Origin of the sequence: Streptococcus gwangjuense (assembly GCF_003627155.1) — a bacterium.
GTDB classification, from domain to species: domain Bacteria; phylum Bacillota; class Bacilli; order Lactobacillales; family Streptococcaceae; genus Streptococcus; species Streptococcus gwangjuensis.
Genome location: NZ_CP032621.1, coordinates 1,075,137 through 1,101,147, shown reverse-complemented (window position 1 = coordinate 1,101,147; position 26,011 = coordinate 1,075,137). Strand labels below are relative to the sequence as shown.

Sequence of the window (26,011 nt, the reverse complement as noted above, 5' to 3'; positions counted from 1 at the left end):
TTTTTTATCCATTACAAAACGCATATTATCAGGCTTTATAAAACCTTGATAATATGCGCTTTTTTTGATTGTGAAAATTAATAGATAAACATGGCATCGCCAAAACTAAAGAAGCGGTAGTGTTCTTGAATGGCATGGTGGTAGGCATCTAGGACCAATTCGCGACCTGCAAAGGCAGAAACCAACATGACCAGAGTTGATTTTGGCAGGTGGAAGTTGGTTGAGAAGGCATCCACTACCTTCCATTCATAGCCAGGTTTGATAAAGATATTGGTCCAGCCAGAATCTGCTTGGATTTGCCCATCAAACTTGGAACCAATAGTCTCCAAGGTGCGGATAGAAGTGGTTCCGACAGCGATGACACGTCCGCCATTTTCCTTAACAGAGCGAAGGGTGGCAGCTGCTTCTTCAGAAAGTTGGTAGAATTCTGAGTGCATTTCATGTTCGTCCAGATTATCAACAGAAACTGGTCTAAAGGTTCCAAGCCCGACATGAAGAGTCAGATAGACTAGATGAACTCCTTTAGCTTGGATTTCTGCCAGCAGTTCTTTGGTAAAGTGCAGTCCAGCAGTTGGTGCTGCAGCAGAGCCACTTTCCTTGGCGTAAACGGTTTGATAACGTTCACGGTCATCCAGTTTTTCGTGAATATAAGGTGGCAGCGGCATTTCACCCAGACTTTCCAAGACTTCTAGGAAAATTCCTTGGTATTCAAAGCGGACAATGCGGCCCCCGTGGGTCAATTCTTCTGTAACGACAGCGCTGAGGCGACCATCACCAAAGCTGACACGAGTACCAATCTTGAGGCGTTTGGCAGGTTTAGCCAGAACTTCCCACTCATCGCCACTAATGTTTTTGAGTAGGAGCAGTTCCACATGACCTCCGGTTTCTTCCTTTTGACCATAGAGGCGGGCAGGGAGAACACGGGTATCGTTCATAACAAGGGCATCACCAGGTTCCAGCATATCAATAATAGAGTGGAAGTGTTTATCCTGCATTTCTCCTGTCTCACGGTTGACAATGAGGAGTTTAGAGGCGTCCCGTTTTTCAAGAGGCGTTTGGGCAATCAATTCCTCGGGTAAGTGGAAATCAAAATCAGCTGTATTCATATATCTGTTCATTCTTTCTAAGTTCTAATCTTATCCATTATAACATGTTTCAAGTTTGGACGCTCTTTTTTTGAAAATTAAATCGTTTTCACTTGACAAAAATTGGTCTATACCATATAATAAATATAGATTGAAACGGAGGATAAAAAGATGAAAGTTATTAAAGTTGAAAACCAAATCGAAGGTGGAAAAGTTGCTTTCGAGATTTTGAAGGAAAAATTGGCCAATGGAGCTCAAACCCTAGGACTTGCGACAGGAAGTAGCCCACTTGAATTTTACAAGGAAATTGTTGAAAGTGACCTTGATTTTTCAAACCTAACTAGTGTGAACCTTGATGAATATGTAGGCCTTGATGGTGACAACCCACAGTCTTACCGTTATTTCATGCAAGAAAACTTGTTCAACCAAAAACCATTTAAAGAAAGTTTCTTGCCTCGTGGGGTTAAGGACAATGCTGAAGCTGAAGTTGAACGCTACAACCAAATTTTGGCTGACCATCCTGTTGACCTCCAAATCTTGGGAATCGGTCGCAATGGACATATCGGATTTAATGAGCCTGGTACTCCATTTGACAGTCAAACGCATCTAGTAGAACTTGACCAGTCTACTATTGAAGCCAATGCGCGCTTCTTTGACAAGATTGAAGACGTCCCAACTCAAGCCATTTCAATGGGGATTAAAAATATCTTGGATGCCAAGTCAATCCTTCTCTTTGCTTACGGTGAATCAAAAGCAGAAGCAATTGCCGGAACAGTGTCTGGCCCAGTGACTGAGAATCTACCAGCAAGTAGCCTACAAAATCACCCTGATGTGACGATTATTGCAGATGCTGAAGCGCTCAGCTTACTTGAAAAATAAAAAAGCAAAACTTTTCAGTTTTTCTATTGAATGCTTCCAAGACTTGTATAAATGGCAGAAAAAATCAAAATTAAACCGCATTTTTTCTTGACATTTATTCCTTTTACGTGTAAAATAGAGTAGATCTTGAACTTGAAGGGAGTGAAAAAAATGTCTAAAACAGTAGTACGTAAGAATGAATCTCTTGACGACGCACTTCGTCGTTTCAAACGTGCGGTTACTAAAGCTGGTACTCTTCAAGAAACACGCAAACGTGAATTCTATGAAAAACCTTCTGTAAAACGTAAACGTAAATCAGAAGCAGCTCGTAAACGTAAAAAATTCTAATTAGAAATGAAAGGCTAGAGAAATCTAGTCCTTTTTCTTTTAAATAAATACTCCAAAGCCTGCAAAAATCTGAAATATCCTCCTACAATTTGATATAATAGAGAGAAGAACTCATTTGAAGGAGGAAATGATGTCGGTTTTAGTAAAAGAAGTGATTGAAAAGCTTAGACTAGACATTGTCTATGGCGAACCAGAATTACTTGAAAAGGAAATTAATACCGCGGACATTACGCGACCTGGTCTTGAAATGACGGGCTATTTTGACTATTATACGCCTGAGCGGATTCAACTTTTGGGGATGAAGGAGTGGTCTTATCTCGTTTCGATGTCCTCTCACAACCGTTACCAAGTCTTGAAAAAAATGTTTCTACCTGAGACACCTGCGGTCATTGTTGCTCGTGGTTTGGTGGTTCCAGAGGAAATGTTAAAGGCAGCCAGAGAATGTAAGATTGCCATCTTAACTAGTCGTACAGCTACTAGTCGTTTATCTGGAGAGCTATCTAGTTATCTGGATTCTCGTTTAGCAGAACGGACCAGTGTGCACGGTGTCTTGATGGATATCTATGGAATGGGTGTCTTGATTCAAGGCGATAGTGGCATCGGTAAGAGTGAGACAGGTCTTGAACTTGTCAAACGTGGTCACCGCTTGGTAGCTGATGACCGTGTCGATATCTTTGCCAAGGATGAGATTACTCTTTGGGGTGAACCAGCTGAAATCTTGAAGCACTTGATTGAAATTCGTGGGGTTGGGATTATCGATGTTATGAGCCTCTATGGTGCGAGTGCGGTCAAGGATTCTTCACAAGTCCAGCTAGCCGTTTACTTGGAAAATTACGATACGCATAAGACTTTTGATCGTCTTGGAAACAATGCTGAAGAAATAGAAATTTCTGGCGTAGGCATTCCTCGTATCCGTATTCCAGTTAAAACAGGTCGGAATATCTCTGTCGTGATTGAGGCTGCTGCCATGAATTATCGTGCCAAGGAAATGGGCTTTGATGCGACGCGTTTGTTCGAAGAACGTTTGACCAATCTTATTGCTCAAAATGAGGAGGTGCCTCATGCTTGATCCAATTGCTATTCATCTAGGTCCTCTAGCCATTCGTTGGTATGCTTTGTGTATTGTGACAGGTTTGATTCTTGCGGTTTATTTGACCATGAAAGAAGCGCCTAGAAAAAAAATCATACCAGACGATATTTTAGATTTTATCTTAGTAGCCTTTCCTCTGGCTATTTTAGGAGCTCGTCTCTACTATGTTATTTTCCGTTTTGATTACTATAGTCAGAATTTAGGAGAGATTTTTGCCATTTGGAATGGTGGTTTGGCCATTTACGGTGGTTTGATTACTGGGGCTCTTGTACTCTATATCTTTGCTGATCGTAAACTCATCAATACTTGGGATTTTCTAGATATTGCGGCGCCTAGCGTCATGATTGCCCAAAGTCTGGGGCGCTGGGGCAATTTCTTTAACCAAGAAGCTTATGGTGCAGCAGTGGATAATCTGGATTATCTACCTGGCTTTATCCGTGACCAGATGTATATAGAGGGGAGCTACCGTCAACCGACCTTCCTTTATGAGTCTCTATGGAATCTACTTGGATTTGCCTTGATTCTGATATTCAGACGAAAATGGAAGAGTCTCAGAAGAGGTCATATCACTGCTTTCTATTTGATTTGGTATGGTTTCGGTCGTATGGTTATTGAAGGCATGCGAACAGATAGCCTCATGTTCTTTGGTCTTCGAGTGTCTCAATGGCTATCAGTTGTCCTTATCGGACTGGGTATTTTTATCATTCTATATCAAAATCGAAAGAAGGCCCCTTACTATATTTCAGAGGAGGAAAACTAAATGTTAGAAATTGCATATATTCTTGTAGCCCTTGCTTTGATTGTATTTTTAGTGTATTTAATCATTACTGTACAAAAGCTTGGACGTGTGATCGATGAAACAGAGAAGACGATTAAAACCTTAACTTCAGATGTGGATGTGACCTTGCATCATACCAATGAATTGCTGTCTAAGGTCAATGTCTTGGCAGATGATATTAATGTCAAGGTAGCAACGATTGATCCACTCTTTAGTGCTGTTGCAGATTTATCTCTATCTGTTTCCGACCTCAATGACCATGCGCGTGTCTTGAGCAAGAAAGCTTCATCAGCTGGTTCAAAAACCATTAAGACTGGTGCAAGTTTGTCAGCTCTTCGTCTTGCAAGTAAATTTTTCAAAAAATAAAAAAGGAGAATACTTATGGGTAAACTATCCTCAATCCTTTTAGGAACCGTTTCAGGTGCAGCTCTTGCCTTGTTTTTAACAAGCGACAAGGGCAAACAAGTTTGTAGTCAGGCTCAAGATTTTCTAGATGATTTGAGAGAAGATCCTGAGTATGCCAAGGAGCAGGTCTGTGAAAAACTGACAGAAGTCAAGGAGCAGGCTACAGATTTTGTTCTTAAAACCAAAGAACAGGTTGAGGCGGGTGAAATCACTGTGGACAGTGTACTTGCTCAAGCCAAATCATGTGCTCGTCAAGCGACAGAAGCATCAAAAGATCGATTCAATAATCTAAAGGAGCAATGGCAAGAAAAAGCCGAAACTCTTGATGAATCAGAAGAGATTGTTATTGACATAACAGAAGAATAAATCATCACCATCTCTGGACGGACTATGTATCTGGGGATGGTGATTTTTTTCTCCTAGCCTGTCTTTGTGGTATAATAATATTACTATGCAGAAAAAACCAACGTCAGCCTATGTGCACATTCCGTTTTGTACCCAGATTTGTTATTATTGTGACTTTTCAAAGGTCTTTATAAAAAATCAGCCGGTAGATAGTTATTTGGAACATCTGTTAGAAGAGTTTCAATCTTATGATATTCAAAAGTTGCGAACTCTCTATATCGGTGGCGGGACACCAACAGCCCTGTCAGCTTCGCAACTGGAGGTGTTATTGAAGGGCTTGACTAAAAACTTGGACTTGTCAGTCTTGGAAGAGTTGACCATTGAGGCCAATCCAGGCGATTTGGATGCGGATAAGATAGCTGTTTTGAAGAACTCGGCAGTCAATCGTGTTTCGCTAGGTGTACAGACCTTTGATGACAAGATGCTGAAAAAGATTGGGCGCAGTCATTTGGAGAAGGATATTTATGAAAATATCGACCGCCTGAAACTGGCTGGTTTTGATAATATCTCTATCGATTTGATTTATGCGCTGCCTGGTCAGACCATGGAGCAGGTCAAGGAAAATGTGGCTAAGGCCATTGGACTTGATATTCCCCATATGAGTCTGTATAGCTTGATTTTAGAAAATCATACGGTCTTTATGAACCGTATGCGACGAGGGAAATTGCCTCTGCCTAAGGAGGAGCTGGAAGCTGAGATGTTTGAGTATATTATTGCAGAGTTGGAGCGAGCTGGTTTTGAGCATTATGAGATTTCTAATTTCTCCAAGCCTGGTTTTGAAAGTCGCCACAATCTCATGTACTGGGACAATGCTGAGTACTATGGCATCGGTGCTGGGGCATCTGGTTATGTCAATGGCGTGCGCTATAAAAATCATGGTCCGATACGTCATTATCTCAGTGCGGTTGAGGAAGGCAATGCTCGTATCACAGAAGAGCACTTGAGTCAAAAAGAGCAAATGGAAGAAGAGATGTTCCTGGGACTCCGCAAGAAATCAGGGGTCTCTATGGCACGATTTGAGGAAAAATTTGGACGGTCTTTTGATGGACTTTATGGAGAAATTGTCAAGGACTTGGTTCAACAAGGTCTCATGCAACTAGACGATGACCGAGTTCGTATGACAAAAAGAGGTCTCTTTTTAGGAGACACTGTAGCAGAACGATTTATTTTGGAGTAGAATGATGGGCTTAACTTATCAAATGAAAATGAAAATTCCTTTTGATATGGCTGATATGAACGGTCATATCAAGATTCCAGATGTGATTTTGCTTTCCCTACAAGTTTCAGGGATACAGTCTATTGAATTGGGTGTTAGTGATAAGGCCATTTTGGAAAACTATAATCTGGTCTGGATTATCACAGACTATGATATTGAGGTGGCTCGTTTGCCTCGTTTTGCGGAAGAAATCACCATCGAAACGGAAACCCTGAGCTACAATCGACTCTTTTGCTACCGTCGTTTCACTATCTATGATGAAGCAGGTAAGGAGCTCATCCACATGATGGCGACCTTTGTTCTCATGGATCGAGACAGTCGAAAAGTTCATGCTGTTGAACCTGAGATCGTGGCTCCTTACCAGTCTGATTTTGATAAAAAACTTATCCGCGGACCAAAGTATGAGTCCTTGGAAGAGCCAATCAGCAAGGATTACCATGTCCGTTTTTACGATTTAGATATGAATGGTCATGTCAATAATAGTAAATACCTGAACTGGATTTTTGAAGTCATGGGAGCGGATTTTTTGACCCAGTATATTCCCAAGAAAATCAACCTCAAGTATGTCAAGGAAGTTCGACCAGGTGGGGTGATCACATCGTCTGTTGAACGGACTGGACTGGAAAGCAAGCATGAGATCACAAGCGACTGGGCTACCAATGCCCAAGCTATCATCACTTGGCAAGAAATAAAAAAGGATTAGGAAGAAATAGATGAAATATAAAGGCTATTTAATTGATTTAGACGGAACGATTTATAAGGGGAAAGACAGAATTCCAGCAGGGGAGGCTTTTGTTCATGAATTGCAAAAGCGGGATATTCCCTATCTCTTTGTAACCAACAATACAACCCGTACTCCTGAGAGTGTTCAGGAGATGTTGGCTCAGAATTTTAATATCGATACGCCCCTATCGACTGTCTACACAGCGACTTTGGCGACTATCGACTATATGAATGACTTGGGTCTTGAAAAGACCGTCTATGTCATCGGAGAAGCAGGGCTCAAGGAAGCCATCAAGGCGGCTGGTTATGTGGAAGACAAGGAAAATCCTGCCTATGTAGTAGTAGGTCTGGACTGGCAAGTTGACTATGAAAAATTTGCGACAGCAACTCTTGCTATCCAAAAGGGAGCTCACTTTATCGGAACCAATCCTGACCTAAACATCCCGACTGAACGCGGTCTTTTGCCAGGTGCTGGTTCACTGATTACCCTTCTTGAAGTGGCAACACGAGTAAAACCTGTTTATATTGGAAAACCAAATGCCATCATTATGGACAAGGCGGTTGAGCACTTAGGTTTGGAACGTGAAGAATTAATCATGGTTGGAGATAACTATTTGACGGATATTCGAGCAGGGATTGACAATGGCATTCCAACGCTCTTGGTGACAACAGGTTTTACCAAGGCAGAAGAAGTGGCAGACTTGCCAATCGCACCGACTCATGTGGTTTCTAGTCTTGCGGAGTGGGATTTTGATGAAAACTAAACTGACCTTTTGGAGCTCTATGCTCTTTCTCCTCTCCCTCTCAATCCTTTTGACCATTTATTTGGCTTGGATTTTTTATCCTCTGGAAATTCAGTGGCTTAACTTAACAGATAGGGTCTATTTAAAACCAGAAACTATTCAGTACAACTTTCATATCTTGATGAATTACCTGACCAATCCTTTTAGTCAGGACTTGCAGATGCCTGATTTTCGTTCGTCAGCATCTGGGCTACATCACTTTGCGGTGGTGAAGAATCTCTTTCACTTGGTGCAGCTAGTTGCTCTAGTGACACTACCAAGTTTCTATTTCTTTGTCAAAGGGATTGTGAAAAAGGACTTCTTGTCTCTATTTAGTAAAGGGCTTTTGGCTCTAGTGGTTTTGCCTTTACTGATTGGGCTTGGGGGAGTGTTGATTGGTTTCGACCAATTCTTTACCCTTTTCCATCAAATTCTCTTTGTGGGAGATGATACTTGGCTTTTTGACCCAGCCAAGGATCCAGTTATTTTAATTTTACCAGAGACCTTCTTCCTTTATGCCTTCCTTCTCTTTTTCGCCCTTTATGAAAGCTTCTTTGGTTTTCTGTACCTGAAAAGTCGTAGGAAGTGAAAGAAAGATGTTTTTAATTTGTATATATAATTGTATATAATTTAAAATCATCGTTAAGAATGAATTAACTAAATCCAAAATCTATCAATCGTTCGCAAACAGTCTATTTTTATTGAAAAAATAGGCTTTTTTTTCTAAAAATCTCTAGTCAAGCGCTTTATTTTTTTGTATAATAGAATTAGCAAAGTATAGATAAGAAGAGAAAAGCATGATTACACTATTTCTATCACCGAGCTGTACTTCATGTCGTAAGGCGAAGGCCTGGTTAGAAAAACATAAGGTGCCCTTTGAGGAACACAATATTATGACCAGTCCTTTAACAAGAAAAGAATTGCAACATATCCTTTCCTTGACCGAAAATGGTACTGATGACATCATTTCAACTCGTTCAAAAATTTTTCAAAAATTAGATATCGATGTAGAGAGCATCTCGGTATCGGAATTGCTTCATTTGATTGAGCAGCATCCTAGTCTTTTGCGTCGTCCAATTATTATCGATGCCAAACGCATGCAAATCGGTTTTAATGAAGATGAGATTCGTGCTTTTCTCCCTCGTAGTTACCGTAAGCAAGAACTAAAAGAAGCAAGAATGAGAGCTGGTATTAGTTAATGAACAAACAGTATAGTTACCCACTAGATTTGTCGTGGAGCACTGAAGAACTTGCTTCAGTGCTTTCTTTTTTTAATGATGTTGAAGCTGCCTATGAAAGCAAGGTAGAGGCTAAAAAGTTACTGGACTCCTACAAGGGATTCAAGGCGGTCGTGCCAAGTAAGAGCGAAGAAAAACGTTTGGGACGAGAATTTGAAACAGTTAGTGGCTATTCGCTTTACCGAGCAGTTCAGGCTGCCAAGGAAAAAGTGGAAGGAAAGATTTCTCTTGGAAAGTAAATTTGAATTTGCCAAGGAGCTTGTCAAGAAGGCGGGGCAGTACATTCTTGACCATATGAAGGAAGACTTGTATGTTGAGACTAAGTCCTCTCCAACGGATTTGGTGACCAGACTGGATAAGGAAGTTCAAGAACTTTTGGTTGGTGAAATTCTATCCCGTTATCCTAAGGATAAGATTTGTGCTGAAGAAGGTTGTCTACGAGCCTCGGTTCAAGAGGGCAAGGTTTGGGTTATTGATCCCATTGATGGTACCAATAATTTTGTGGCCCAGCAGGAAGATTTTGCTGTTATGATGGCTTATTTTGAAAATGGTCATGGCCAGTTTGGTCTGATTTATGATGTGGTCAAAGGGGATTGTTATCACGGTGGTGGTAAGTTTCCAGTTTGCCGAAATAATCAGCTCCTAGCTCCCTTTAAAGCAAAACCCCTTGGAGATTTTCTCATTGCAGGAAATAGTGGCATGCTAGAAACAAATGAATGGGGCTTGGCTGATTTGAGTCGAGCGGTTCTTGGTGTTCGTGTCTATGGGAGTGCGGCCATTAGTTTTGCCAAGATTTTATCAGGGCGTTTGTTGACCTATGTCACCTATCTGCAACCATGGGATTATGCTGCAGCTAGTATTTTAGGAGGAAGTCTGGGCTATCGGGTTGTGACCCTATCTGGTGAAGCTCCTGATTTTCAAACCAGACAGCCGGTCATGATGCTACCTCTTGAGATGCAGGACGAAATTCAGTCCTATATTTACGAAAGGAAAAAAACTTAAATGCAATTTCCAGAAGGATTTGTTGAAAAATATGAAGAGATACTAGGAGATGAGGCAAGGGATTTTCTTGCCTCTTTTGAGGAGGAAACGGTTTCGGCCTTTCGGGTCAATCCTTTAAAAGAAGCGCCAGTTTCCTTTCCTGATGCTATCCCTCAAACCCCTTGGGGCCACTATGGAAAGGTTTCAGGGAAATCGCCTGAGCATGCTACAGGTCTAGTTTATTCGCAAGAACCCGCTGCCCAGATGGTAGCGCAGGTAGCCCAGCCCAGTCCTGGAATGAAGGTCTTGGATCTTGCAGCAGCACCGGGTGGCAAATCAACTCAACTAGCAGCCTATTTAGCAGGAGAAGGTCTCCTGGTTTCCAATGAAATTTCAAGCAAACGGGCTAAGGTTTTAGTAGAAAACATGGAGCGCTTTGGAGCGACAAATGTCGTGGTGACCAATGAATCTGCTGATCGCTTGGCCAAGGTCTTTAAAGGCTATTTTGACTTGATTGTCCTTGATGCTCCTTGCTCTGGTGAAGGGATGTTTCGTAAGCAACCAGATGCTATGGACTATTGGAGCGTAGATTATCCGAGTCAATGTGCTAGTTTGCAAAGAGAAATTCTGGAAGATGCAGTGACCATGCTAGCAGAGGGAGGTCGTCTGGTTTATTCAACCTGTACCTGGGCACCTGAGGAAAACGAAGATATTGTCAACTGGCTGCTGGAAGAGTATGATTTTGATTTGCTACCAGTTGATTATATCAATGGAATGGTAGCTGGTATTGACTTGCCAGAAACGGCTCGGATGTATCCTCATCATTTTAAGGGAGAGGGTCAGTTTGTAGCTCATCTACAGTTTAAGGGTGAAAATCCAGCACCGAAATATAAGGCAAGTAAGAGTAATCTCAGCCGTGAACAAATTACCTTGTGGCAGGAATTTGCCCAAAAACACTTGAAGGTTAATCTACCGGGTATCTTGCAGACTTTTGGGGATCAACTCTATCTTTTGCCAGAACTCTTGCCAGATTTAGGGAAACTCAAGATTGCTCGCAATGGACTGCATCTGGGGACCTTTAAGAAGAAACGCTTTGAGCCTAGTTTTGCTCTTGGTCTAGCCTTGAAACCGATTCAGGTCAAGCAGTCGGTTGAAATTGACCAAGAAGCGTTTGTAAAGTATGTGGCTGGAGAAACCGTTCAGCTGGCGAAAAGTATGCCAAATGGTTGGTACCAAGTTTTGGTTCAAGGCAATGGGTTGGGCTTTGCTAAGGTGACGGGAAATGTTTTGAAAAATTATTTTCCAAAAGGCCTAAGATTCAAGTGAAAATGCTAGTCAAAGTAGCTTGTCTATGTTATAGTGGAAGTATGGATTTTTTCAAATTGTCTTTCATTTTAAGTCAAAATTGGTGGAGATGGTAACTAAGCAAATTTCTAGTTAAACCAAGCTAATACTCTTCGAAAATCAAATTCAAACCGCGTCAACGTCGCCTTGCCGTACTCAAGTACAGCCTGCGGCTAGTTTCCTAGTTTGCTCTTTGATTTTCATTGAGTATAAGAACTTTAGTTGGCTCCCAATTTTAAAAAAGAAAAACATAAATAAATAGTTGAAAAAATTCACAGCATTCACCATTATTTTCAAGGAGAAAAACAGTGAAAAAAAGGAAAAAACTCGCTCTATCCCTTGCAGCTCTCTTGCTAGCAGGTTCTTTGGCGGGATGTGCTAGCTGGATTGATCGTGGAGAATCCATGACAGCTGTTGGCTCAACGGCTCTTCAGCCCTTGGTCGAAGCAGCAGCAGATGAATTTGGCTCTCTGCACGTTGGGAAAACAGTCAACGTCCAAGGTGGAGGATCTGGTACAGGTCTGTCTCAGGTTCAGTCTGGAGCCGTTGATGTAGGAAATTCAGACGTATTTGCCGAGGAAAAAGACGGTATCAACGCATCCGCTCTTGTGGATCACAAGGTTGCAGTAGCGGGCTTAGCAGTGATTGTAAATAAGGAAGTTGACGTTGAAAATCTGACAACAGAACAACTCCGTAGCATCTTCACAGGTCAAGTGACCAACTGGAAAGAAGTCGGTGGGAAAGACCTAGCCATTTCCATTATCAACCGTGCGGCAAGTTCAGGTTCACGTGCAACCTTTGATAGTGTTGTCATGGATGGTCAATCTGCCGTGCAGAGTCAAGAACAGGATTCAAATGGGATGGTCAAAAACATTGTTTCCCAGACACCAGGAGCCATTTCTTACCTAGCCTTTGCCTATGTGGATGACTCGGTGAAACGCATGAAGTTGAATGGCTATGAGCCGATTGCAGAAAATGTTACAAGCAATAACTGGCCTTTGTGGTCTTATGAACACATGTACACCCTAGGTCAACCAAATGAATTGGTGGCAGAATTTCTCAACTTTGTCCTCTCAGATGAAGCGCAAAGTGGAATCGTTAAGGGGATGGGCTATATTTCTGTCAAGGAAATGAAGGTTGAAAAAGATGCCGTAGGAACGGTGACAGCACTAGAAGGGAGTCAATAATGAATCAAGAAGAATTAGCTAAAAAATTACTTTCTCCCTCAAAGAACTCTCGTCTAGAGAAACTAGGAAAAGGCTTGACCTTTGCCTGTCTGTCTTTGATTGTCATTATTGTGGCTATGATTTTGATTTTTGTAGCCCAAAAAGGCTTGTCGACCTTCTTTGTCAATGGGGTCAACATCTTTGATTTCCTTTTTGGCCAAACTTGGAATCCTTCAGGTAAGCAATTTGGTGCCCTTCCTATGATCTTGGGTTCCTTTATTGTCACAATCCTATCAGCCCTGATCGCAACTCCTTTTGCCATTGGTGCAGCAGTCTTTATGACGGAGGTTTCACCAAAAGGTGCTAGAATCTTGCAACCAGCCATTGAATTGCTGGTCGGGATTCCTTCAGTTGTGTATGGATTTATCGGTTTGCAGGTCGTAGTTCCTTTTGTCCGTAGTGTCTTTGGTGGAACTGGTTTTGGGATCTTGTCAGGGATTTTTGTTCTCTTTGTCATGATTTTACCAACGGTAACCTTTATGACAACGGATAGCTTGCGTGCGGTGCCTCGTCACTACCGCGAAGCTAGTTTGGCTATGGGAGCTACTCGTTGGCAAACCATCTGGCGTGTGACTTTGAAGGCAGCGCGTTCAGGTATTTTTACAGCAGTGGTCTTTGGGATGGCGCGTGCCTTTGGTGAGGCTCTGGCTATTCAGATGGTGGTCGGAAACTCAGCAGTTGTCCCAACTTCACTAACAACACCTGCTGCGACCTTGACCTCTGTGTTGACCATGGGTATTGGAAATACTGTTATGGGAACAGTTGATAATAACGTTCTCTGGTCACTGGCCTTAGTCTTGCTCTTGATGAGTTTGGCCTTCAACAGTGTGATTAAATTGATTACGAAAGAAAGAGGAAAGAAAAACTATGCACGCTAAGAAATTAGATAAAATTGCAACAGCTGTCCTCTACTCAATTGCAGGAATTATCGTTGCCATCTTGGCATCCTTGATTCTTTATATCTTGGTTCGTGGTTTGCCCCACATCTCTTGGTCTTTCTTGACTGGCAAATCCTCTTCTTACCAAGCAGGTGGAGGGATTGGAATTCAGCTTTATAATTCCTTCTTCCTTTTGGTCATTACCTTGATTATCTCTGTGCCTTTGTCTATGGGAGCTGGGATTTTCCTAGCTGAATACGCCAAAAAAGGTCCTGTGACCAACTTTGTCAGAACCTGTATTGAAATCTTGTCTTCACTGCCATCTGTGGTTGTAGGTCTCTTTGGTTACTTGATCTTTGTAGTTCAGTTTGAGTATGGATTTTCAATCATTTCAGGTGCCTTGGCCTTGACAGTCTTTAACTTGCCTCAGATGACTCGTAATGTTGAGGACAGTTTGAAACATGTTCACCATACGCAGCGTGAGGCTGGTCTGGCCCTTGGGATTTCTCGTTGGGAGACTGTGGTCCATGTGGTCATTCCAGAAGCCCTTCCAGGTATTGTGACTGGGGTCGTCTTAGCTTCTGGTCGTATTTTTGGTGAGGCTGCTGCCCTTATCTATACAGCAGGACAATCCGCTCCAGCCCTTGATTGGTCTAACTGGAATATTCTCAGTGTTACTAGCCCAATCTCTATCTTCCGTCAAGCAGAAACCTTGGCTGTCCACATTTGGAAAGTCAACAGTGAAGGTACTATTCCTGATGGGACCATTGTATCAGCAGGTTCTGCAGCTGTGCTCCTCATCTTTATCCTCATCTTTAACTTTGGAGCCCGTAAACTCGGAAGCTACCTACATAAGAAATTAACCGCTGCCTAAAGGAGAAGCCATGTCAAAATATAATTGGGATGAAAAGCATATCATCACCTTTCCTGAAGAGAAAGTGGCCCTCTCTACTAAGGATTTACATGTTTACTACGGTAAAAAAGAATCCATCAAGGGCATCGATATGCAATTTGAAAAAAATAAAATTACAGCCTTAATTGGCCCATCTGGATCTGGGAAATCAACCTACCTCCGCAGTCTCAACCGTATGAATGATACCATTGATATTGCCAAGGTCACAGGTCAAATCCTCTACCAAGGGATTGATGTAAACCGTCCAGAAATTAACGTCTATGAGATGCGTAAGCACATCGGAATGGTCTTCCAACGACCAAATCCTTTTGCCAAGTCTATCTACCGCAATATCACTTTTGCCCATGAACGTGCAGGGGTTAAGGACAAGCAAGTCTTGGATGAAATTGTGGAAACCTCTCTTCGTCAAGCTGCCCTTTGGGACCAGGTAAAAGATGACCTTCATAAGTCAGCCTTGACCCTATCAGGTGGTCAGCAGCAACGTCTCTGTATCGCTCGTGCCATCTCTGTTAAACCAGATATCCTCTTGATGGATGAACCGGCGTCTGCATTGGATCCGATTGCGACAGCCCAACTGGAAGAAACCATGTTAGAATTGAAGAAGGACTTTACCATCATCATCGTGACCCACAGTATGCAGCAGGCTGCGCGTGCTAGTGACTACACAGGATTTTTCTACTTGGGTGACTTGATCGAGTACGATAAGACCTCTAATATTTTCCAAAATGCCAAACTACAGTCAACCAATGACTACGTAACAGGACACTTTGGATAGAAAGGAAACAGTATGACAGAAGCGATTTTACAGGTGTCAGACCTGTCTGTTTACTACAATCAAAAAAAGGCCTTGAATAGTGTTTCCTTATCTTTCCAACCTAAGGAAATTACAGCCTTGATTGGTCCATCTGGATCAGGGAAATCAACTCTCCTCAAGGCTATCAACCGCATGGGGGATCTCAATCCAGAGGTGACCACAACAGGTTCGGTGGTTTACAACGGTCACAATATTTACAGCCCACGTACAGATACAGTTGAATTGCGGAAGGAAATTGGTATGGTTTTCCAACAACCAAACCCCTTCCCTATGTCTATCTACGAAAATGTTGTTTATGGGCTTCGTATCAATGGAGTTAAGGACAAGCAGGTTCTGGATGAAGCAGTGGAAAAAGCCTTGCAACGAGCTTCCATCTGGGATGAGGTCAAGGATCGCCTGCATGATTCAGCTATCGGGCTTTCAGGTGGACAACAGCAACGTGTCTGTGTTGCCCGTGTCTTGGCAACCAGTCCTAAAATCATTCTCTTGGATGAACCGACTTCAGCCTTGGACCCTATCTCGGCCGGTAAGATTGAGGAAACCTTGTATGGTCTAAAAGATAAATACACCATGCTCTTGGTTACGCGTTCCATGCAACAAGCCTCTCGTATCTCTGACAAGACAGGATTTTTCCTAGATGGAGATTTGATTGAGTTTAACGATACTAAGAAGATGTTCCTCAACCCACAACACAAGGAAACAGAAGATTATATTTCAGGAAAATTTGGATAAGGAGATAAATGATGTTACGTTCTCAATTTGAGGAAGATTTAGAGAAATTGCACAACCAGTTCTATGCTATGGGACAAGAAGTGCTATCCCAAATCAATCGTACAGTGCGTGCCTTTGTTACGCATGACCGTGATTTGGCCAAAGAAGTCATCGAAGACGATGCAGAAGTAAACGAATACGAAGTGAAATTGGAGAAGAAATCATTTGAAATGATTGCCCTCCAACAACCGGTTTCTCAGGACTTGCGTACCGTTTTAACAGTCTTAAAAGCCGTATCTGACTTGGAACGTATGGGGGACCATGCCGTTTCCATTGCAAGAGCAGCCATTCGTATGAAGGGAGAGCAACGCATCCCAGCTGTTGAAGAAGAAATTAAGAGAATGGGGCGTGATGTCAAGAACTTCGTTGAAGCAGCCCTTGAACTCTATCTCAATGGTTCAGTGGATCAGGCCTATGAAGTAGCAGCAATGGACGAAAAAATCAACCATTACTTTGATAGCATTCGTGACTTGGCTACAGAAGAAATCAAGAAAAATCCAGATGCCATCGTTACAGGTCGTGATTATTTCCAAGTGATTGCCTTCTTGGAACGTATTGGAGACTATGCCAAAAATATCTGTGAATGGGTTGTTTACTTTGAAACAGGTAAGATTGTCGAACTATAAAATAGTTTCATTCTGTATAAAAAGGAGCTTGAAATCAATTGATAGCTCCTTTTATTGAATTAAAAAAATGTTTTTAAGATAAAAATTCAAAAAACACTTGACAAGCAACTTGGATAGCGTTATAATTATACAAAATTAACAGAGAGGTTGTTTATTTATGAAATCAAAAAAATGGATATTTGTTTTATGTAGTTTTCTTGCAAGTTTCTTCTTAGTAGCTTGCCAGTCAGGTTCTAATGGTTCTCAGTCAGCTGTTGAGGCCATTAAGCAAAAGGGGAAATTAGTTGTGGCGACTAGTCCTGACTATGCACCTTTTGAATTCCAATCCTTAGTTGACGGAAAAAACCAGGTAGTCGGTGCGGATATTGATATGGCCCAAGCTATCGCTGATGAACTTGGGGTGAAGTTGGAAATTTCAAGCATGAGTTTTGATAATGTCTTAACCAGTCTTCAAACTGGTAAGGCTGATCTAGCGGTTGCGGGAATTAGCGCTACTGACGAGAGAAAAGAAGTCTTTGATTTTTCAATCCCTTACTATGAAAACAAGATTAGTTTCTTGGTTCGTAAGGCTGATGAAGAAAAATACAAGGATTTAACTAGCCTAGAAAGTGCTAATATTGCGGCCCAAAAAGGGACTGTTCCAGAATCTATGGTCAAGGAACAATTGCCAAAAGCTCAATTGACTTCCCTAGCTAATATGGGTGAAGCTGTTAATGAATTACAGGCTGGAAAAGTAGATGCTGTTCACATGGATGAGCCTGTTGCCCTTAGCTATGCTGCTAAAAATGCAGACTTAGCTGTCGCAACTGTCAGCTTGAAGATGAAGGACGGCGAAGCTAATGCAGTTGCCCTTAGAAAAAATAGTGCTGATTTGAAAGAAGTGGTGGACAAGGTCATCCAAAAACTCAAGGATGACGGCACCTACCAAAAATATCTTGAAAAAGCGGCAACCTTAACAGAAGTTGAAGAATAATACTCAATGAAAATCAAAGAGCAAACTAGGAAGCTAGCCGCAAGCTGTACTTGAGTACGGTAAGGCGACGCTGACGTGGTTTGAATTTGATTTTCGAAGAGTATAAGAAAAAAGCAGAGTTGGAAGTCAATCCAATTCTGCTTTTAAATAGTTTAAAACCTTTTCCAGATTTTCTAAGGATACCTTGGCAAATTGATAAGGGCAGGCATCCAAGTAAGCCTCCTCAAAGAAGTCCAATTTCAGCTGACTGTGTTTTAGGCTGGCGATTTTAGGATACTGTCTGAGATCGAGCAATAAACCATCGTGTAGGGGATAATGAGGAAGGGGACAAGGTGTTTTAGTTAAGATTTCCTCGATTTGTTTTTGGTAAGTTTCCTGATTGGACAAGCGAGCCAGACGATTTTTCTCAAATAATTGACTGTCAATATAGAGTGATAAGGCCTTTTGCATGATGAGGTTGCTGTCGTAGTCTAGGATATTTTTGTAGGCCACAAAGGCTTCTTTGATAGCATTTGGCAGAATGAGTGCCGTAATCCGCAGGGCTGGAAAGAGGCTGGTTGAGAAGGACTTGATATAAATGACGCGCTCCTCTGTATCTAGATAGTGGAAGGTCTGGCCCTTCTTGGAGTCCAAATCCCCCAAATAGTCGTCCTCTACGATATAGACACCATACTTGGCAGCTAAGTCAAGAATAGCTCGTTTGTCCTGCTCAGAATAGGAATGCCCCAGAGGATAGTGGAAGCGAGGAATGGTATAGAAAAACTTAATTTTTCCTGTTTTGAAGTGGCCTTCCAGTTCCTCCAAGTCAATCCCATCAATGCCTCGTTCAATCGTTTGATAGTCCAGACCTTGAGCAATCAAGAGACGATTCATCCGATGGTAGGTCGGCTGTTCCACCAAGATTGCCTTGGCTTGGCTAGGAAAAGATATTTGAGAAAGGATAAACAAGGCTTGCTGGGTTCCAGAAGTCAGTACAAGTTGATCAGCCTTGCAGTAGAGGGCTTGGTCAAAGAGCAGTTTATGAATGGATTGTCTTAAGTCTTCTAAACCTTCTTGGTTGTCATAGTAGTTGAAGAGGTAGTTTTCTCGGCCAATTAAGGTTTCATTGACACAGAGTCGGAAATCGTCATAGGCGCTGGCATGTTCGTCCGTAACCTCGATTTCTAGATCTTGATGTTGCCCTTGTTCTAGGACATAATAGCCACTCTGGGGCTTGGCATAGAGGTATTGTTCGTGTCGTAATTCCAGTAGGGCTCGTTGAATGGTATCCTTGCTACAGTGAAAGTCAAGGCTCAGTTGACGGATAGAAGGCAGGCGACTTCCCGTTGGAAAGCGCCCAGACTCGATACTATTTTTCAGATAGGAAACGACCTCTTGGTACTTGCTTTGTTTCTTCATTCCAGACCTCCCTTGATTTTGTTACATTGTACCTTTTTTTTTCCTTCTTGGCAATGTCTAGAGTGTTTCTATCGTTCACATCTAGGGGCAAATGTGGTATACTTAGGAGTAACATTTATAGAATAACAGACAAGAAAGTGAATGGATAAGAACGTGCAGGAACCAGTGAAATTATTTCAATACAATACCCTTGGAGCTTTGATGGCAGGCCTTTATGGTGGTACCATGACAGTAGGAGAATTGCTGGAGCATGGTGACCTTGGTTTGGGAACCTTGGATTCTATTGATGGGGAATTGATTGTCTTGGATGGCAAGGCTTATCAGGCCAAAGGATCAGGAGATCAGCCAGAAATTGTGGAAGTATCACCAGATGCCCTTATTCCTTATGCAGCAGTAGTACCACATCAGGCAGAAGTTATTTTCCGCCAGCGCTTTGAGATGACAGACAAGGAATTGGAAGAACGAATTGAGTCTTATTATGACGGGGAAAATCTTTTCCGTTCTATCAAGATTCGTGGGGAATTTTCGCATATGCATGTGCGTATGATTCCCAAGTCGACACCAGATACCAAGTTTGCTGAGGTCGCAACCCATCAACCTGAATATCGTCGAGACAATGTAGCAGGAACCATCGTTGGTTTCTGGACGCCAGAGATTTTCCATGGAGTCAGTGTGGCAGGCTATCATCTACACTTCATCTCAGATGATTTGACCTTCGGTGGGCATGTCATGGACTTTGTCATAAAAGAAGGAATCATCGAAGTGGGGGCAGTTGACCAATTAGACCAACGTTTCCCAGTTCAAGACCGTCAATACTTGTTTGCTAAGTTCAATGTTGACGAGATGAAAAAAGATATTGAAAAGGCGGAATAGGAGAAGAAAATGACCATTCATATCATTATTACCATGTTGCTGTTGCTGGCTTTCTTGATAGGAAGCATTTGGTATGCCAAAAAGAAACACCAGATTAATCTAGCTGTCTTGGGCTTGGGGGCTGTTGCCTTCTTTGTCTCTTCACAGATTTTAGAAAAACTGGTGCATATCTTGGTTTTACATCCTCAAAAAGACGGTAGTATTGCCCTCTTGCAAGACCATCCGCTTGTCTATATCATCTATGGCCTAGCCATGGCAGCATTTTTTGAGGAAACTGCTCGTCTTATTTTCTTCAAATGGTTGGAGAAAAAGAGAAGTTTGGAAAAGGCAGATGCCTTGGCTTATGGATTGGGGCATGGTGGCTTGGAGTTGGTTTTCCTAGGTCTTACTAGTTTGATTAATCTCTACATCGTTCTCTCAGCAGTTCAAACTCAGAATCCACAGGTCATGCAATTGCTGTCTGAAAATATGTTGAAAACTATTCAGTCGCTATCAGTCTGGCAGATTTATTTGCTTGGTTTTGAGAGAATCTTGGCCCTAGGTTTCCAATTACTCTTGACTGTTTGGGTTTACCAAGCTGTTCGCCAGAAGAAATGGATTTATCTCCTAGCAGCCTATGGACTACATGCCTTCTTTGACCTAGCTCCATCTCTAGCCCAAGTTGGTTGGTTAACCAATCCAGTCTTGGTGGAAGTTGTCCTAGCACTAGAGCTCGTTCTGGTTGCCTATGGAACCAAGGCAATCTTTTGCAAAAAATCATAAGAAAAGGGGGAAACCTCTTTTTTTGTTAAAAATAAGCCCAAGATTTTTTTAGGGTCGTCAAATGGTCTTAAAAATGGTATAATGGAATGAATTTTGTAAAAGGAAGAGTGTCATGTCAGTAAAAGAAAAAATGCTTGAAATCTTAGAAGGGATTGATGTCCGTTTCAAGGAACCCTTGCATAGCTATAGTTATACAAAAGTAGGTGGAGAGGCTGACTATCTGGTCTTTCCACGAAATCGTTTTGAGTTGGCTCGCGTTGTTAAATTTGCCAATCAAGAAAATATCCCTTGGATGGTTCTTGGGAATGCCAGCAACATCATCGTTCGTGATGGTGGGATTCGTGGATTTGTTATCTTGTGTGACAAGCTTAATAATGTTTCCGTTGATGGCTATACCATTGAAGCAGAAGCCGGTGCCAACTTGATTGAAACGACACGCATTGCCCTTCGTCATAGTTTGACTGGTTTTGAGTTTGCTTGTGGCATTCCAGGGAGCGTCGGCGGTGCTGTCTTTATGAATGCGGGTGCCTATGGTGGCGAAATTGCTCACATCTTGCAGTCTTGTAAGGTCTTGACCAAGGATGGAGAAATCGAGACCCTGTCTGTCAAGGACTTGGCTTTTGGTTACCGCCACTCAGCCATTCAAGAGTCTGGTGCAGTTGTCTTGTCAGCTAAATTTGCCCTTGCTCCAGGAAGCCATCAGATCATCAAGCAAGAAATGGACCGCTTGACGCATCTACGTGAACTCAAGCAACCTTTAGAATACCCATCTTGTGGTTCGGTCTTTAAGCGTCCAGTAGGGCATTTTGCAGGTCAATTAATTTCAGAAGCCGGCTTGAAAGGCTATCGTATTGGTGGAGTAGAAGTCTCAGAAAAGCACGCAGGATTTATGATCAATGTTGCAGACGGAACGGCCAAAGACTACGAGGACTTGATTGAGTCTGTGATCGAAAAAGTCAAGGAACACTCTGGCGTCACTCTTGAGAGAGAAGTCCGTATCTTGGGTGAAAGCAAGTAGGAAGCTTTAGCTAAAAAGCTGCTGCTATGTCATGGAAAGGGGGTGAAAGCCTATCGTCAGTGCAGAAGAATGTAGGCAGTTCAATCTCCTACACGAGGTAGTAGCGGCCTGACAGAGCCCGGATCTGTTAATCTATGAAAAAGAAGGAATAAATGACAATTGAAAAAACCAATTATTGAATTCAAAAACGTCTCTAAAGTTTTTGAAGACAGCAACACCAAGGTTCTCAAAGACATCAACTTTGAGTTGGAAGAAGGGAAATTCTACACCCTTTTAGGCGCATCTGGTTCAGGGAAATCAACTATCCTTAACATCATTGCAGGTTTATTGGATGCGACGACAGGAGATATTTTACTGGATGGTGTCCGTATCAATGATATCCCAACCAACAAGCGAGACGTCCATACGGTCTTCCAATCCTATGCCTTGTTTCCACATATGAATGTGTTTGAAAATGTTGCCTTTCCGCTCCGCTTGCGCAAGATTGACAAGAAAGAAATCGAGAAACGCGTAGCGGAAGTTCTCAAGATGGTTCAGTTGGAAGGTTATGAAAAACGTTCCATTCGTAAACTCTCAGGAGGACAACGCCAGCGTGTGGCTATTGCCCGTGCCATCATCAACCAACCCCGTGTGGTTTTGTTGGACGAGCCTTTATCAGCGCTAGACTTGAAATTAAGAACAGATATGCAGTATGAACTACGTGAACTGCAACAACGATTGGGTATTACCTTTGTCTTTGTCACTCACGATCAGGAAGAAGCCCTGGCCATGAGTGACTGGATTTTTGTCATGAATGATGGCGAGATTGTCCAGTCTGGAACACCAGTAGATATCTATGATGAGCCAATCAACCATTTTGTTGCGACCTTTATCGGTGAGTCAAATATCTTGCCAGGAACCATGATTGAGGACTACTTAGTTGAGTTTAACGGCAAACGCTTCGAAGCGGTTGATGGGGGGATGAAGCCCAATGAACCTGTTGAGGTCGTGATTCGTCCAGAGGACTTGCGTATTACTCTTCCTGAAGAAGGCAAGCTCCAAGTTAAGGTGGATACCCAGCTCTTCCGTGGGGTGCACTATGAAATTATCGCCTATGACGAACTTGGAAATGAATGGATGATCCACTCAACCCGTAAGGCCATCGTGGGTGAGGAAATTGGTCTGGACTTTGAACCAGAAGATATCCACATTATGCGTCTCAACGAAACCGAGGAAGAGTTCGATGCCCGTATCGAAGAATACGTAGAAATCGAAGAGCAAGAAGCAGGTCTGATCAATGCAATCGAGGAGGAAAGAGATGAAGAAAACAAGCTCTAAACTCTTTGTAGTGCCCTACATGCTTTGGATTGCCCTCTTTGTCCTGGCACCCTTGGTCTTGATTTTCGGTCAATCCTTTTTCAATATCGAAGGCCAGTTCAGTTTAGAAAATTATAAGTCCTACTTTGCGTCACAAAACTTGACCTACCTTAAAATGAGTTTCAACTCTGTACTCTATGCAGGAATTGTGACCTTTGTAACCCTGCTTATCAGCTATCCAACAGCCCTCTTTTTGACCCGTCTCAAACACCGTCAACTCTGGCTTATGCTGATTATCCTGCCGACTTGGATCAATTTGCTCCTTAAAGCCTATGCCTTTATCGGAATTTTTGGTCAAAATGGCTCTATTAACCAATTCTTGGAATTTATCGGAATCGGTTCACAACAGTTGCTCTTTACCGATTTCTCCTTTATTTTTGTCGCAAGCTACATCGAGCTTCCCTTTATGATATTGCCGATTTTCAATGTCTTGGACGATATGGATAACAACCTCATCAATGCCAGTTATGACCTCGGTGCGACCAAGTGGGAGACTTTCCGTCATGTCATCTTCCCTCTGTCTATGAACGGCGTGCGAAGTGGAGTTCAGTCGGTCTTTATTCCAAGCTTGAGTCTCTTCATGCTGACCCGTTTGATTGGTGGGAACCGTGTTATTACGCTGGGAACGGCTATTGAACAGAATTTCCTAACCAATGACAACTACGGTATGGGTTCAACCATCGGTGTGATTCTCATCCTGACCATGTTCATCACCATGTGGGTGACCAAGGAAAGGAGAGAACGATGAAAAAATTTGCCAACCTTTATCTGGGACTGGTCTTTCTTGTCCTCTACCTGCCGATTTTTTACTTGATTGGCTACGCCTTTAACGCAGGTAACGACATGAATAGCTTTACAGGCTTTAGTTTGAGCCATTTTAAAACCATGTTTGGCGATGGTCGTCTCATGTTGATTGTGACTCAGACCTTTTTCTTGGCTTTCCTGTCAGCCTTGATTGCGACCATTATCGGGACTTTTGGTGCCATTTATATTTACCAATCTCGTAAGAAATACCAAGAAGCCTTTCTTTCACTCAATAATATCCTCATGGTTGCGCCTGATGTTATGATTGGTGCCAGCTTCTTGATTCTTTTTACCCAACTCAAGTTTTCACTTGGCTTTTTGACCGTTCTATCTAGTCACGTGGCCTTCTCCATTCCTATCGTGGTCTTGATGGTCTTGCCTCGACTCAAGGAAATGAACGGTGACATGATTCATGCGGCCTATGACCTTGGTGCCAGTCAATTTCAGATGTTCAAGGAAATTATGCTTCCTTACCTGACTCCGTCTATCATTGCAGGTTACTTCATGGCCTTCACCTATTCGCTAGATGACTTTGCCGTGACCTTCTTCGTAACGGGAAATGGCTTTTCAACCCTATCAGTCGAGATCTACTCTCGAGCTCGTAAGGGGATTTCCTTAGAAATCAATGCCCTGTCTGCCCTCGTCTTTCTCTTTAGTATTATCCTGGTTGTTGGATATTACTTTATCTCACGTGAGAAGGAGGAGCAAGCATGAAAAAACTCTATTCATTTTTAGCAGGAATTGTAGCGATTATCCTGGTCTTGTGGGGAATTGCGACGCATTTAGATAGTAAAATCAATAGCCGAGATAGTCAAAAACTGGTTATCTACAACTGGGGTGACTATATCGATCCAGAACTCTTGGAGAAATTCACAGAAGAAACAGGAATCCAAGTACAGTACGAGACCTTTGACTCCAACGAAGCCATGTATACCAAGATCAAGCAGGGTGGAACGACTTATGATATTGCTATCCCAAGTGAATATATGATCAACAAGATGAAGGACGAAAACCTCTTGGTACCGCTTGACTATTCAAAACTTGAAGGTCTTGAAAATATCGGACCAGAGTTCCTCAACCAGTCCTTTGACCCAGGCAATAAATTCTCCATTCCTTACTTCTGGGGAACCTTAGGAATTGTCTACAATGAAACCATGGTAGATGAGGCGCCTGAGCATTGGGATGACCTCTGGAAACCAGAGTATAAGAACTCTATCATGCTCTTTGATGGGGCGCGTGAGGTACTGGGACTAGGACTCAATTCGCTAGGCTACAGCCTTAACTCCAAGGATTCCCAGCAGTTGGAAGAGACAGTGGATAAGCTCTATAAACTGACTCCAAATATCAAGGCTATTGTGGCGGACGAGATGAAGGGATACATGATTCAGAATAATGCTGCTATCGGCGTGACCTTCTCTGGGGAAGCCAGTCAAATGCTAGAAAAAAATGAAAATTTACGCTATGTGGTACCGACAGAAGCCAGCAACCTTTGGTTTGACAATATGGTTATTCCCAAAACAGTCAAAAACCAAGATGCAGCCTATGCCTTTATCAATTTTATGTTGAAACCTGAAAATGCTCTTAAAAATGCAGAGTATGTCGGATATTCAACACCAAACCTACCAGCTAAGGAATTACTCCCAGAGGAGAAAAAAGAAGACAAGGCCTTCTATCCAGATGCTGAAACCATGAAACATCTAGAAGTTTATGAGAAATTTGACCATAAATGGACAGGTAAATATAGCGACCTCTTCCTACAGTTTAAAATGTATCGGAAGTAGGAGTTAGAAGTCACAAAACGAATCAGTCAAGCTGGTTCGTTTTTTAAAAAATAAAAGGCAATCTTCGTAACGGTATCTTTTTCTATGATAGTTGCTTATTTTCTTTCCCAGTAGTATACTAAGTTTAACCTTACAGAAAGCGGTAACAAATAATGAAAATATCTACTTTTTTCAAAAAATTTTATTGGCCAACCTTTTTGATTGTTGACGAAACAATTATACTATTCCATTTAAAGGATGGTTTGGATCGACAATACCTAACAACTGATTCCATACATTTGGTGATAGGGTTCTTTATATTTGCAAATATTTTCGTAGCTATCTTTAACAATTCAAAACTTTGGGATAAAAGTTGGGATAAAAAGAGTGATAGCAGTAAGAAAAAATATATTCTGAAAAAGTAATCTGAGATGTAGGTAATGGGTTATTTAAATAGGAATCATTTCCAGTTGACGCAAGCTTAAAAAAACGTTATAATAAGAAAGTTGAGAATTGATTTTCAATCATCTTAGTCCAGAGAAATGGCGGTGCTGCGAGCCATCTAAGCTAGAAAGTCATGCTACTC

The 26,011-nt window shown here is 42.1% G+C and carries 31 protein-coding genes; 29 read left to right on the top strand and 2 right to left on the bottom strand.

All coding sequences use genetic code 11. From position 1 onward, the window contains the following. Positions 1-77: 77 nt before the first annotated feature. Complete coding sequence (gene queA, locus D7D53_RS05485) at positions 78-1,106, bottom strand: tRNA preQ1(34) S-adenosylmethionine ribosyltransferase-isomerase QueA (protein WP_020901527.1); 1,029 nt, start codon at positions 1,104-1,106, stop codon at positions 78-80. 150 nt (positions 1,107-1,256) lie between these two features. On the opposite strand from queA, the gene D7D53_RS05480 reads away from it, so the two are divergent. The 21 genes from D7D53_RS05480 to D7D53_RS05380 all read left to right on the top strand — a co-directional run bounded on the left by D7D53_RS05480 (position 1,257) and on the right by D7D53_RS05380 (position 17,454). Then, on the top strand, positions 1,257-1,964 hold the full coding sequence (locus D7D53_RS05480; protein WP_000864591.1) for a glucosamine-6-phosphate deaminase: 708 nt from the start codon (positions 1,257-1,259) through the stop codon (positions 1,962-1,964). Between the two features lie 150 nt (positions 1,965-2,114). Continuing rightward, positions 2,115-2,291 (top strand): 30S ribosomal protein S21, encoded by a 177-nt coding sequence (rpsU, locus tag D7D53_RS05475; protein ID WP_000048054.1) that lies wholly within the window; start codon positions 2,115-2,117, stop codon positions 2,289-2,291. A gap of 130 nt (positions 2,292-2,421) precedes the next feature. Continuing rightward, positions 2,422-3,360, top strand: a complete 939-nt coding sequence (gene hprK / locus D7D53_RS05470) for an HPr(Ser) kinase/phosphatase (RefSeq protein ID WP_162927913.1) — start codon at positions 2,422-2,424, stop codon at positions 3,358-3,360. Further along, complete coding sequence (gene lgt / locus D7D53_RS05465; protein ID WP_120770373.1) at positions 3,353-4,141, top strand: prolipoprotein diacylglyceryl transferase; 789 nt, start codon at positions 3,353-3,355, stop codon at positions 4,139-4,141. The genes hprK and lgt overlap by 8 nt, the downstream gene beginning before the upstream one ends. Continuing rightward, positions 4,142-4,525, top strand: coding sequence for a DUF948 domain-containing protein (locus D7D53_RS05460; protein WP_120770372.1), 384 nt, complete (start codon positions 4,142-4,144; stop codon positions 4,523-4,525). 15 nt (positions 4,526-4,540) lie between these two features. Next, a complete protein-coding gene (locus D7D53_RS05455; protein WP_120770371.1) occupies positions 4,541-4,930 on the top strand; it encodes a YtxH domain-containing protein in 390 nt (129 codons plus the stop codon). 85 nt (positions 4,931-5,015) lie between these two features. Next, on the top strand, positions 5,016-6,146 hold the full coding sequence (gene hemW / locus D7D53_RS05450) for a radical SAM family heme chaperone HemW (RefSeq protein ID WP_120770370.1): 1,131 nt from the start codon (positions 5,016-5,018) through the stop codon (positions 6,144-6,146). Positions 6,147-6,150: 4 nt separating this feature from the next. Further along, positions 6,151-6,888 carry an acyl-[acyl-carrier-protein] thioesterase gene (locus tag D7D53_RS05445; RefSeq protein ID WP_120770859.1) on the top strand — a complete coding sequence of 246 codons (738 nt, stop codon included), beginning with the start codon at positions 6,151-6,153 and terminating at the stop codon, positions 6,886-6,888. A 10-nt stretch (positions 6,889-6,898) separates the two neighbouring features. Continuing rightward, the gene (locus tag D7D53_RS05440) at positions 6,899-7,672 is read left to right on the top strand and encodes a TIGR01457 family HAD-type hydrolase (RefSeq protein ID WP_033681602.1); all 774 of its coding nucleotides are present in this window, start codon (positions 6,899-6,901) and stop codon (positions 7,670-7,672) included. Continuing rightward, positions 7,662-8,279 carry a TIGR01906 family membrane protein gene (locus tag D7D53_RS05435; protein WP_120770369.1) on the top strand — a complete coding sequence of 206 codons (618 nt, stop codon included), beginning with the start codon at positions 7,662-7,664 and terminating at the stop codon, positions 8,277-8,279. Before D7D53_RS05440 ends, D7D53_RS05435 begins: the two co-directional genes overlap by 11 nt. Before the next feature lie 208 nt (positions 8,280-8,487). Next, positions 8,488-8,889, top strand: coding sequence for a transcriptional regulator Spx (gene spx / locus D7D53_RS05430; RefSeq protein WP_033681604.1), 402 nt, complete (start codon positions 8,488-8,490; stop codon positions 8,887-8,889). Further along, complete coding sequence (locus D7D53_RS05425) at positions 8,889-9,167, top strand: UPF0223 family protein (RefSeq protein WP_120770368.1); 279 nt, start codon at positions 8,889-8,891, stop codon at positions 9,165-9,167. The genes spx and D7D53_RS05425 overlap by 1 nt, the downstream gene beginning before the upstream one ends. Then, a complete protein-coding gene (locus D7D53_RS05420; RefSeq protein WP_120770367.1) occupies positions 9,157-9,930 on the top strand; it encodes an inositol monophosphatase family protein in 774 nt (257 codons plus the stop codon). Before D7D53_RS05425 ends, D7D53_RS05420 begins: the two co-directional genes overlap by 11 nt. Further along, the gene (locus D7D53_RS05415; RefSeq protein ID WP_120770366.1) at positions 9,931-11,235 is read left to right on the top strand and encodes an RsmF rRNA methyltransferase first C-terminal domain-containing protein; all 1,305 of its coding nucleotides are present in this window, start codon (positions 9,931-9,933) and stop codon (positions 11,233-11,235) included. A 326-nt stretch (positions 11,236-11,561) separates the two neighbouring features. Next, the gene (locus tag D7D53_RS05410) at positions 11,562-12,440 is read left to right on the top strand and encodes a phosphate ABC transporter substrate-binding protein PstS family protein (protein WP_120770365.1); all 879 of its coding nucleotides are present in this window, start codon (positions 11,562-11,564) and stop codon (positions 12,438-12,440) included. Then, positions 12,440-13,357, top strand: coding sequence for a phosphate ABC transporter permease subunit PstC (pstC, locus tag D7D53_RS05405; RefSeq protein WP_001070903.1), 918 nt, complete (start codon positions 12,440-12,442; stop codon positions 13,355-13,357). Before D7D53_RS05410 ends, pstC begins: the two co-directional genes overlap by 1 nt. After that, complete coding sequence (gene pstA, locus D7D53_RS05400; RefSeq protein WP_000543046.1) at positions 13,347-14,231, top strand: phosphate ABC transporter permease PstA; 885 nt, start codon at positions 13,347-13,349, stop codon at positions 14,229-14,231. Before pstC ends, pstA begins: the two co-directional genes overlap by 11 nt. Positions 14,232-14,241: 10 nt before the next feature. Next, positions 14,242-15,045 (top strand): phosphate ABC transporter ATP-binding protein PstB, encoded by an 804-nt coding sequence (gene pstB, locus D7D53_RS05395; protein ID WP_020900241.1) that lies wholly within the window; start codon positions 14,242-14,244, stop codon positions 15,043-15,045. Positions 15,046-15,057: 12 nt separating this feature from the next. Continuing rightward, on the top strand, positions 15,058-15,816 hold the full coding sequence (gene pstB, locus D7D53_RS05390; RefSeq protein WP_000133484.1) for a phosphate ABC transporter ATP-binding protein PstB: 759 nt from the start codon (positions 15,058-15,060) through the stop codon (positions 15,814-15,816). An 11-nt stretch (positions 15,817-15,827) separates the two neighbouring features. Then, positions 15,828-16,481 carry a phosphate signaling complex protein PhoU gene (gene phoU, locus D7D53_RS05385; protein WP_000946460.1) on the top strand — a complete coding sequence of 218 codons (654 nt, stop codon included), beginning with the start codon at positions 15,828-15,830 and terminating at the stop codon, positions 16,479-16,481. A gap of 157 nt (positions 16,482-16,638) precedes the next feature. Further along, positions 16,639-17,454, top strand: a complete 816-nt coding sequence (locus D7D53_RS05380; RefSeq protein WP_120770364.1) for an ABC transporter substrate-binding protein — start codon at positions 16,639-16,641, stop codon at positions 17,452-17,454. Positions 17,455-17,580: 126 nt separating this feature from the next. Here D7D53_RS05380 and D7D53_RS05370 read toward each other — a convergent pair whose 3' ends face one another. Continuing rightward, positions 17,581-18,852, bottom strand: coding sequence for an aminotransferase-like domain-containing protein (locus D7D53_RS05370; RefSeq protein WP_120770363.1), 1,272 nt, complete (start codon positions 18,850-18,852; stop codon positions 17,581-17,583). 141 nt (positions 18,853-18,993) lie between these two features. Here D7D53_RS05370 and budA point away from each other — a divergent pair, with 141 nt between their 5' ends. From budA to D7D53_RS10185, 8 genes are all read left to right on the top strand, one after another. After that, positions 18,994-19,725 carry an acetolactate decarboxylase gene (budA, locus tag D7D53_RS05365; protein ID WP_004259844.1) on the top strand — a complete coding sequence of 244 codons (732 nt, stop codon included), beginning with the start codon at positions 18,994-18,996 and terminating at the stop codon, positions 19,723-19,725. 9 nt (positions 19,726-19,734) lie between these two features. Beyond that, positions 19,735-20,487, top strand: a complete 753-nt coding sequence (locus D7D53_RS05360; RefSeq protein ID WP_120770362.1) for a YhfC family intramembrane metalloprotease — start codon at positions 19,735-19,737, stop codon at positions 20,485-20,487. A gap of 112 nt (positions 20,488-20,599) precedes the next feature. Then, positions 20,600-21,505 carry a UDP-N-acetylmuramate dehydrogenase gene (murB, locus tag D7D53_RS05355; RefSeq protein WP_120770361.1) on the top strand — a complete coding sequence of 302 codons (906 nt, stop codon included), beginning with the start codon at positions 20,600-20,602 and terminating at the stop codon, positions 21,503-21,505. 159 nt (positions 21,506-21,664) lie between these two features. After that, positions 21,665-22,822 carry an ABC transporter ATP-binding protein gene (locus D7D53_RS05350; protein WP_000742895.1) on the top strand — a complete coding sequence of 386 codons (1,158 nt, stop codon included), beginning with the start codon at positions 21,665-21,667 and terminating at the stop codon, positions 22,820-22,822. Further along, positions 22,803-23,609, top strand: coding sequence for an ABC transporter permease (locus D7D53_RS05345; RefSeq protein WP_000753801.1), 807 nt, complete (start codon positions 22,803-22,805; stop codon positions 23,607-23,609). The genes D7D53_RS05350 and D7D53_RS05345 overlap by 20 nt, the downstream gene beginning before the upstream one ends. Next, positions 23,606-24,379, top strand: coding sequence for an ABC transporter permease (locus D7D53_RS05340; RefSeq protein WP_000712740.1), 774 nt, complete (start codon positions 23,606-23,608; stop codon positions 24,377-24,379). Before D7D53_RS05345 ends, D7D53_RS05340 begins: the two co-directional genes overlap by 4 nt. Then, positions 24,376-25,446 carry an ABC transporter substrate-binding protein gene (locus D7D53_RS05335; RefSeq protein WP_120770360.1) on the top strand — a complete coding sequence of 357 codons (1,071 nt, stop codon included), beginning with the start codon at positions 24,376-24,378 and terminating at the stop codon, positions 25,444-25,446. Before D7D53_RS05340 ends, D7D53_RS05335 begins: the two co-directional genes overlap by 4 nt. Before the next feature lie 152 nt (positions 25,447-25,598). Beyond that, the gene (locus tag D7D53_RS10185) at positions 25,599-25,850 is read left to right on the top strand and encodes a hypothetical protein (RefSeq protein ID WP_004259830.1); all 252 of its coding nucleotides are present in this window, start codon (positions 25,599-25,601) and stop codon (positions 25,848-25,850) included. The last annotated feature ends 161 nt before the right edge of the window (positions 25,851-26,011 follow it).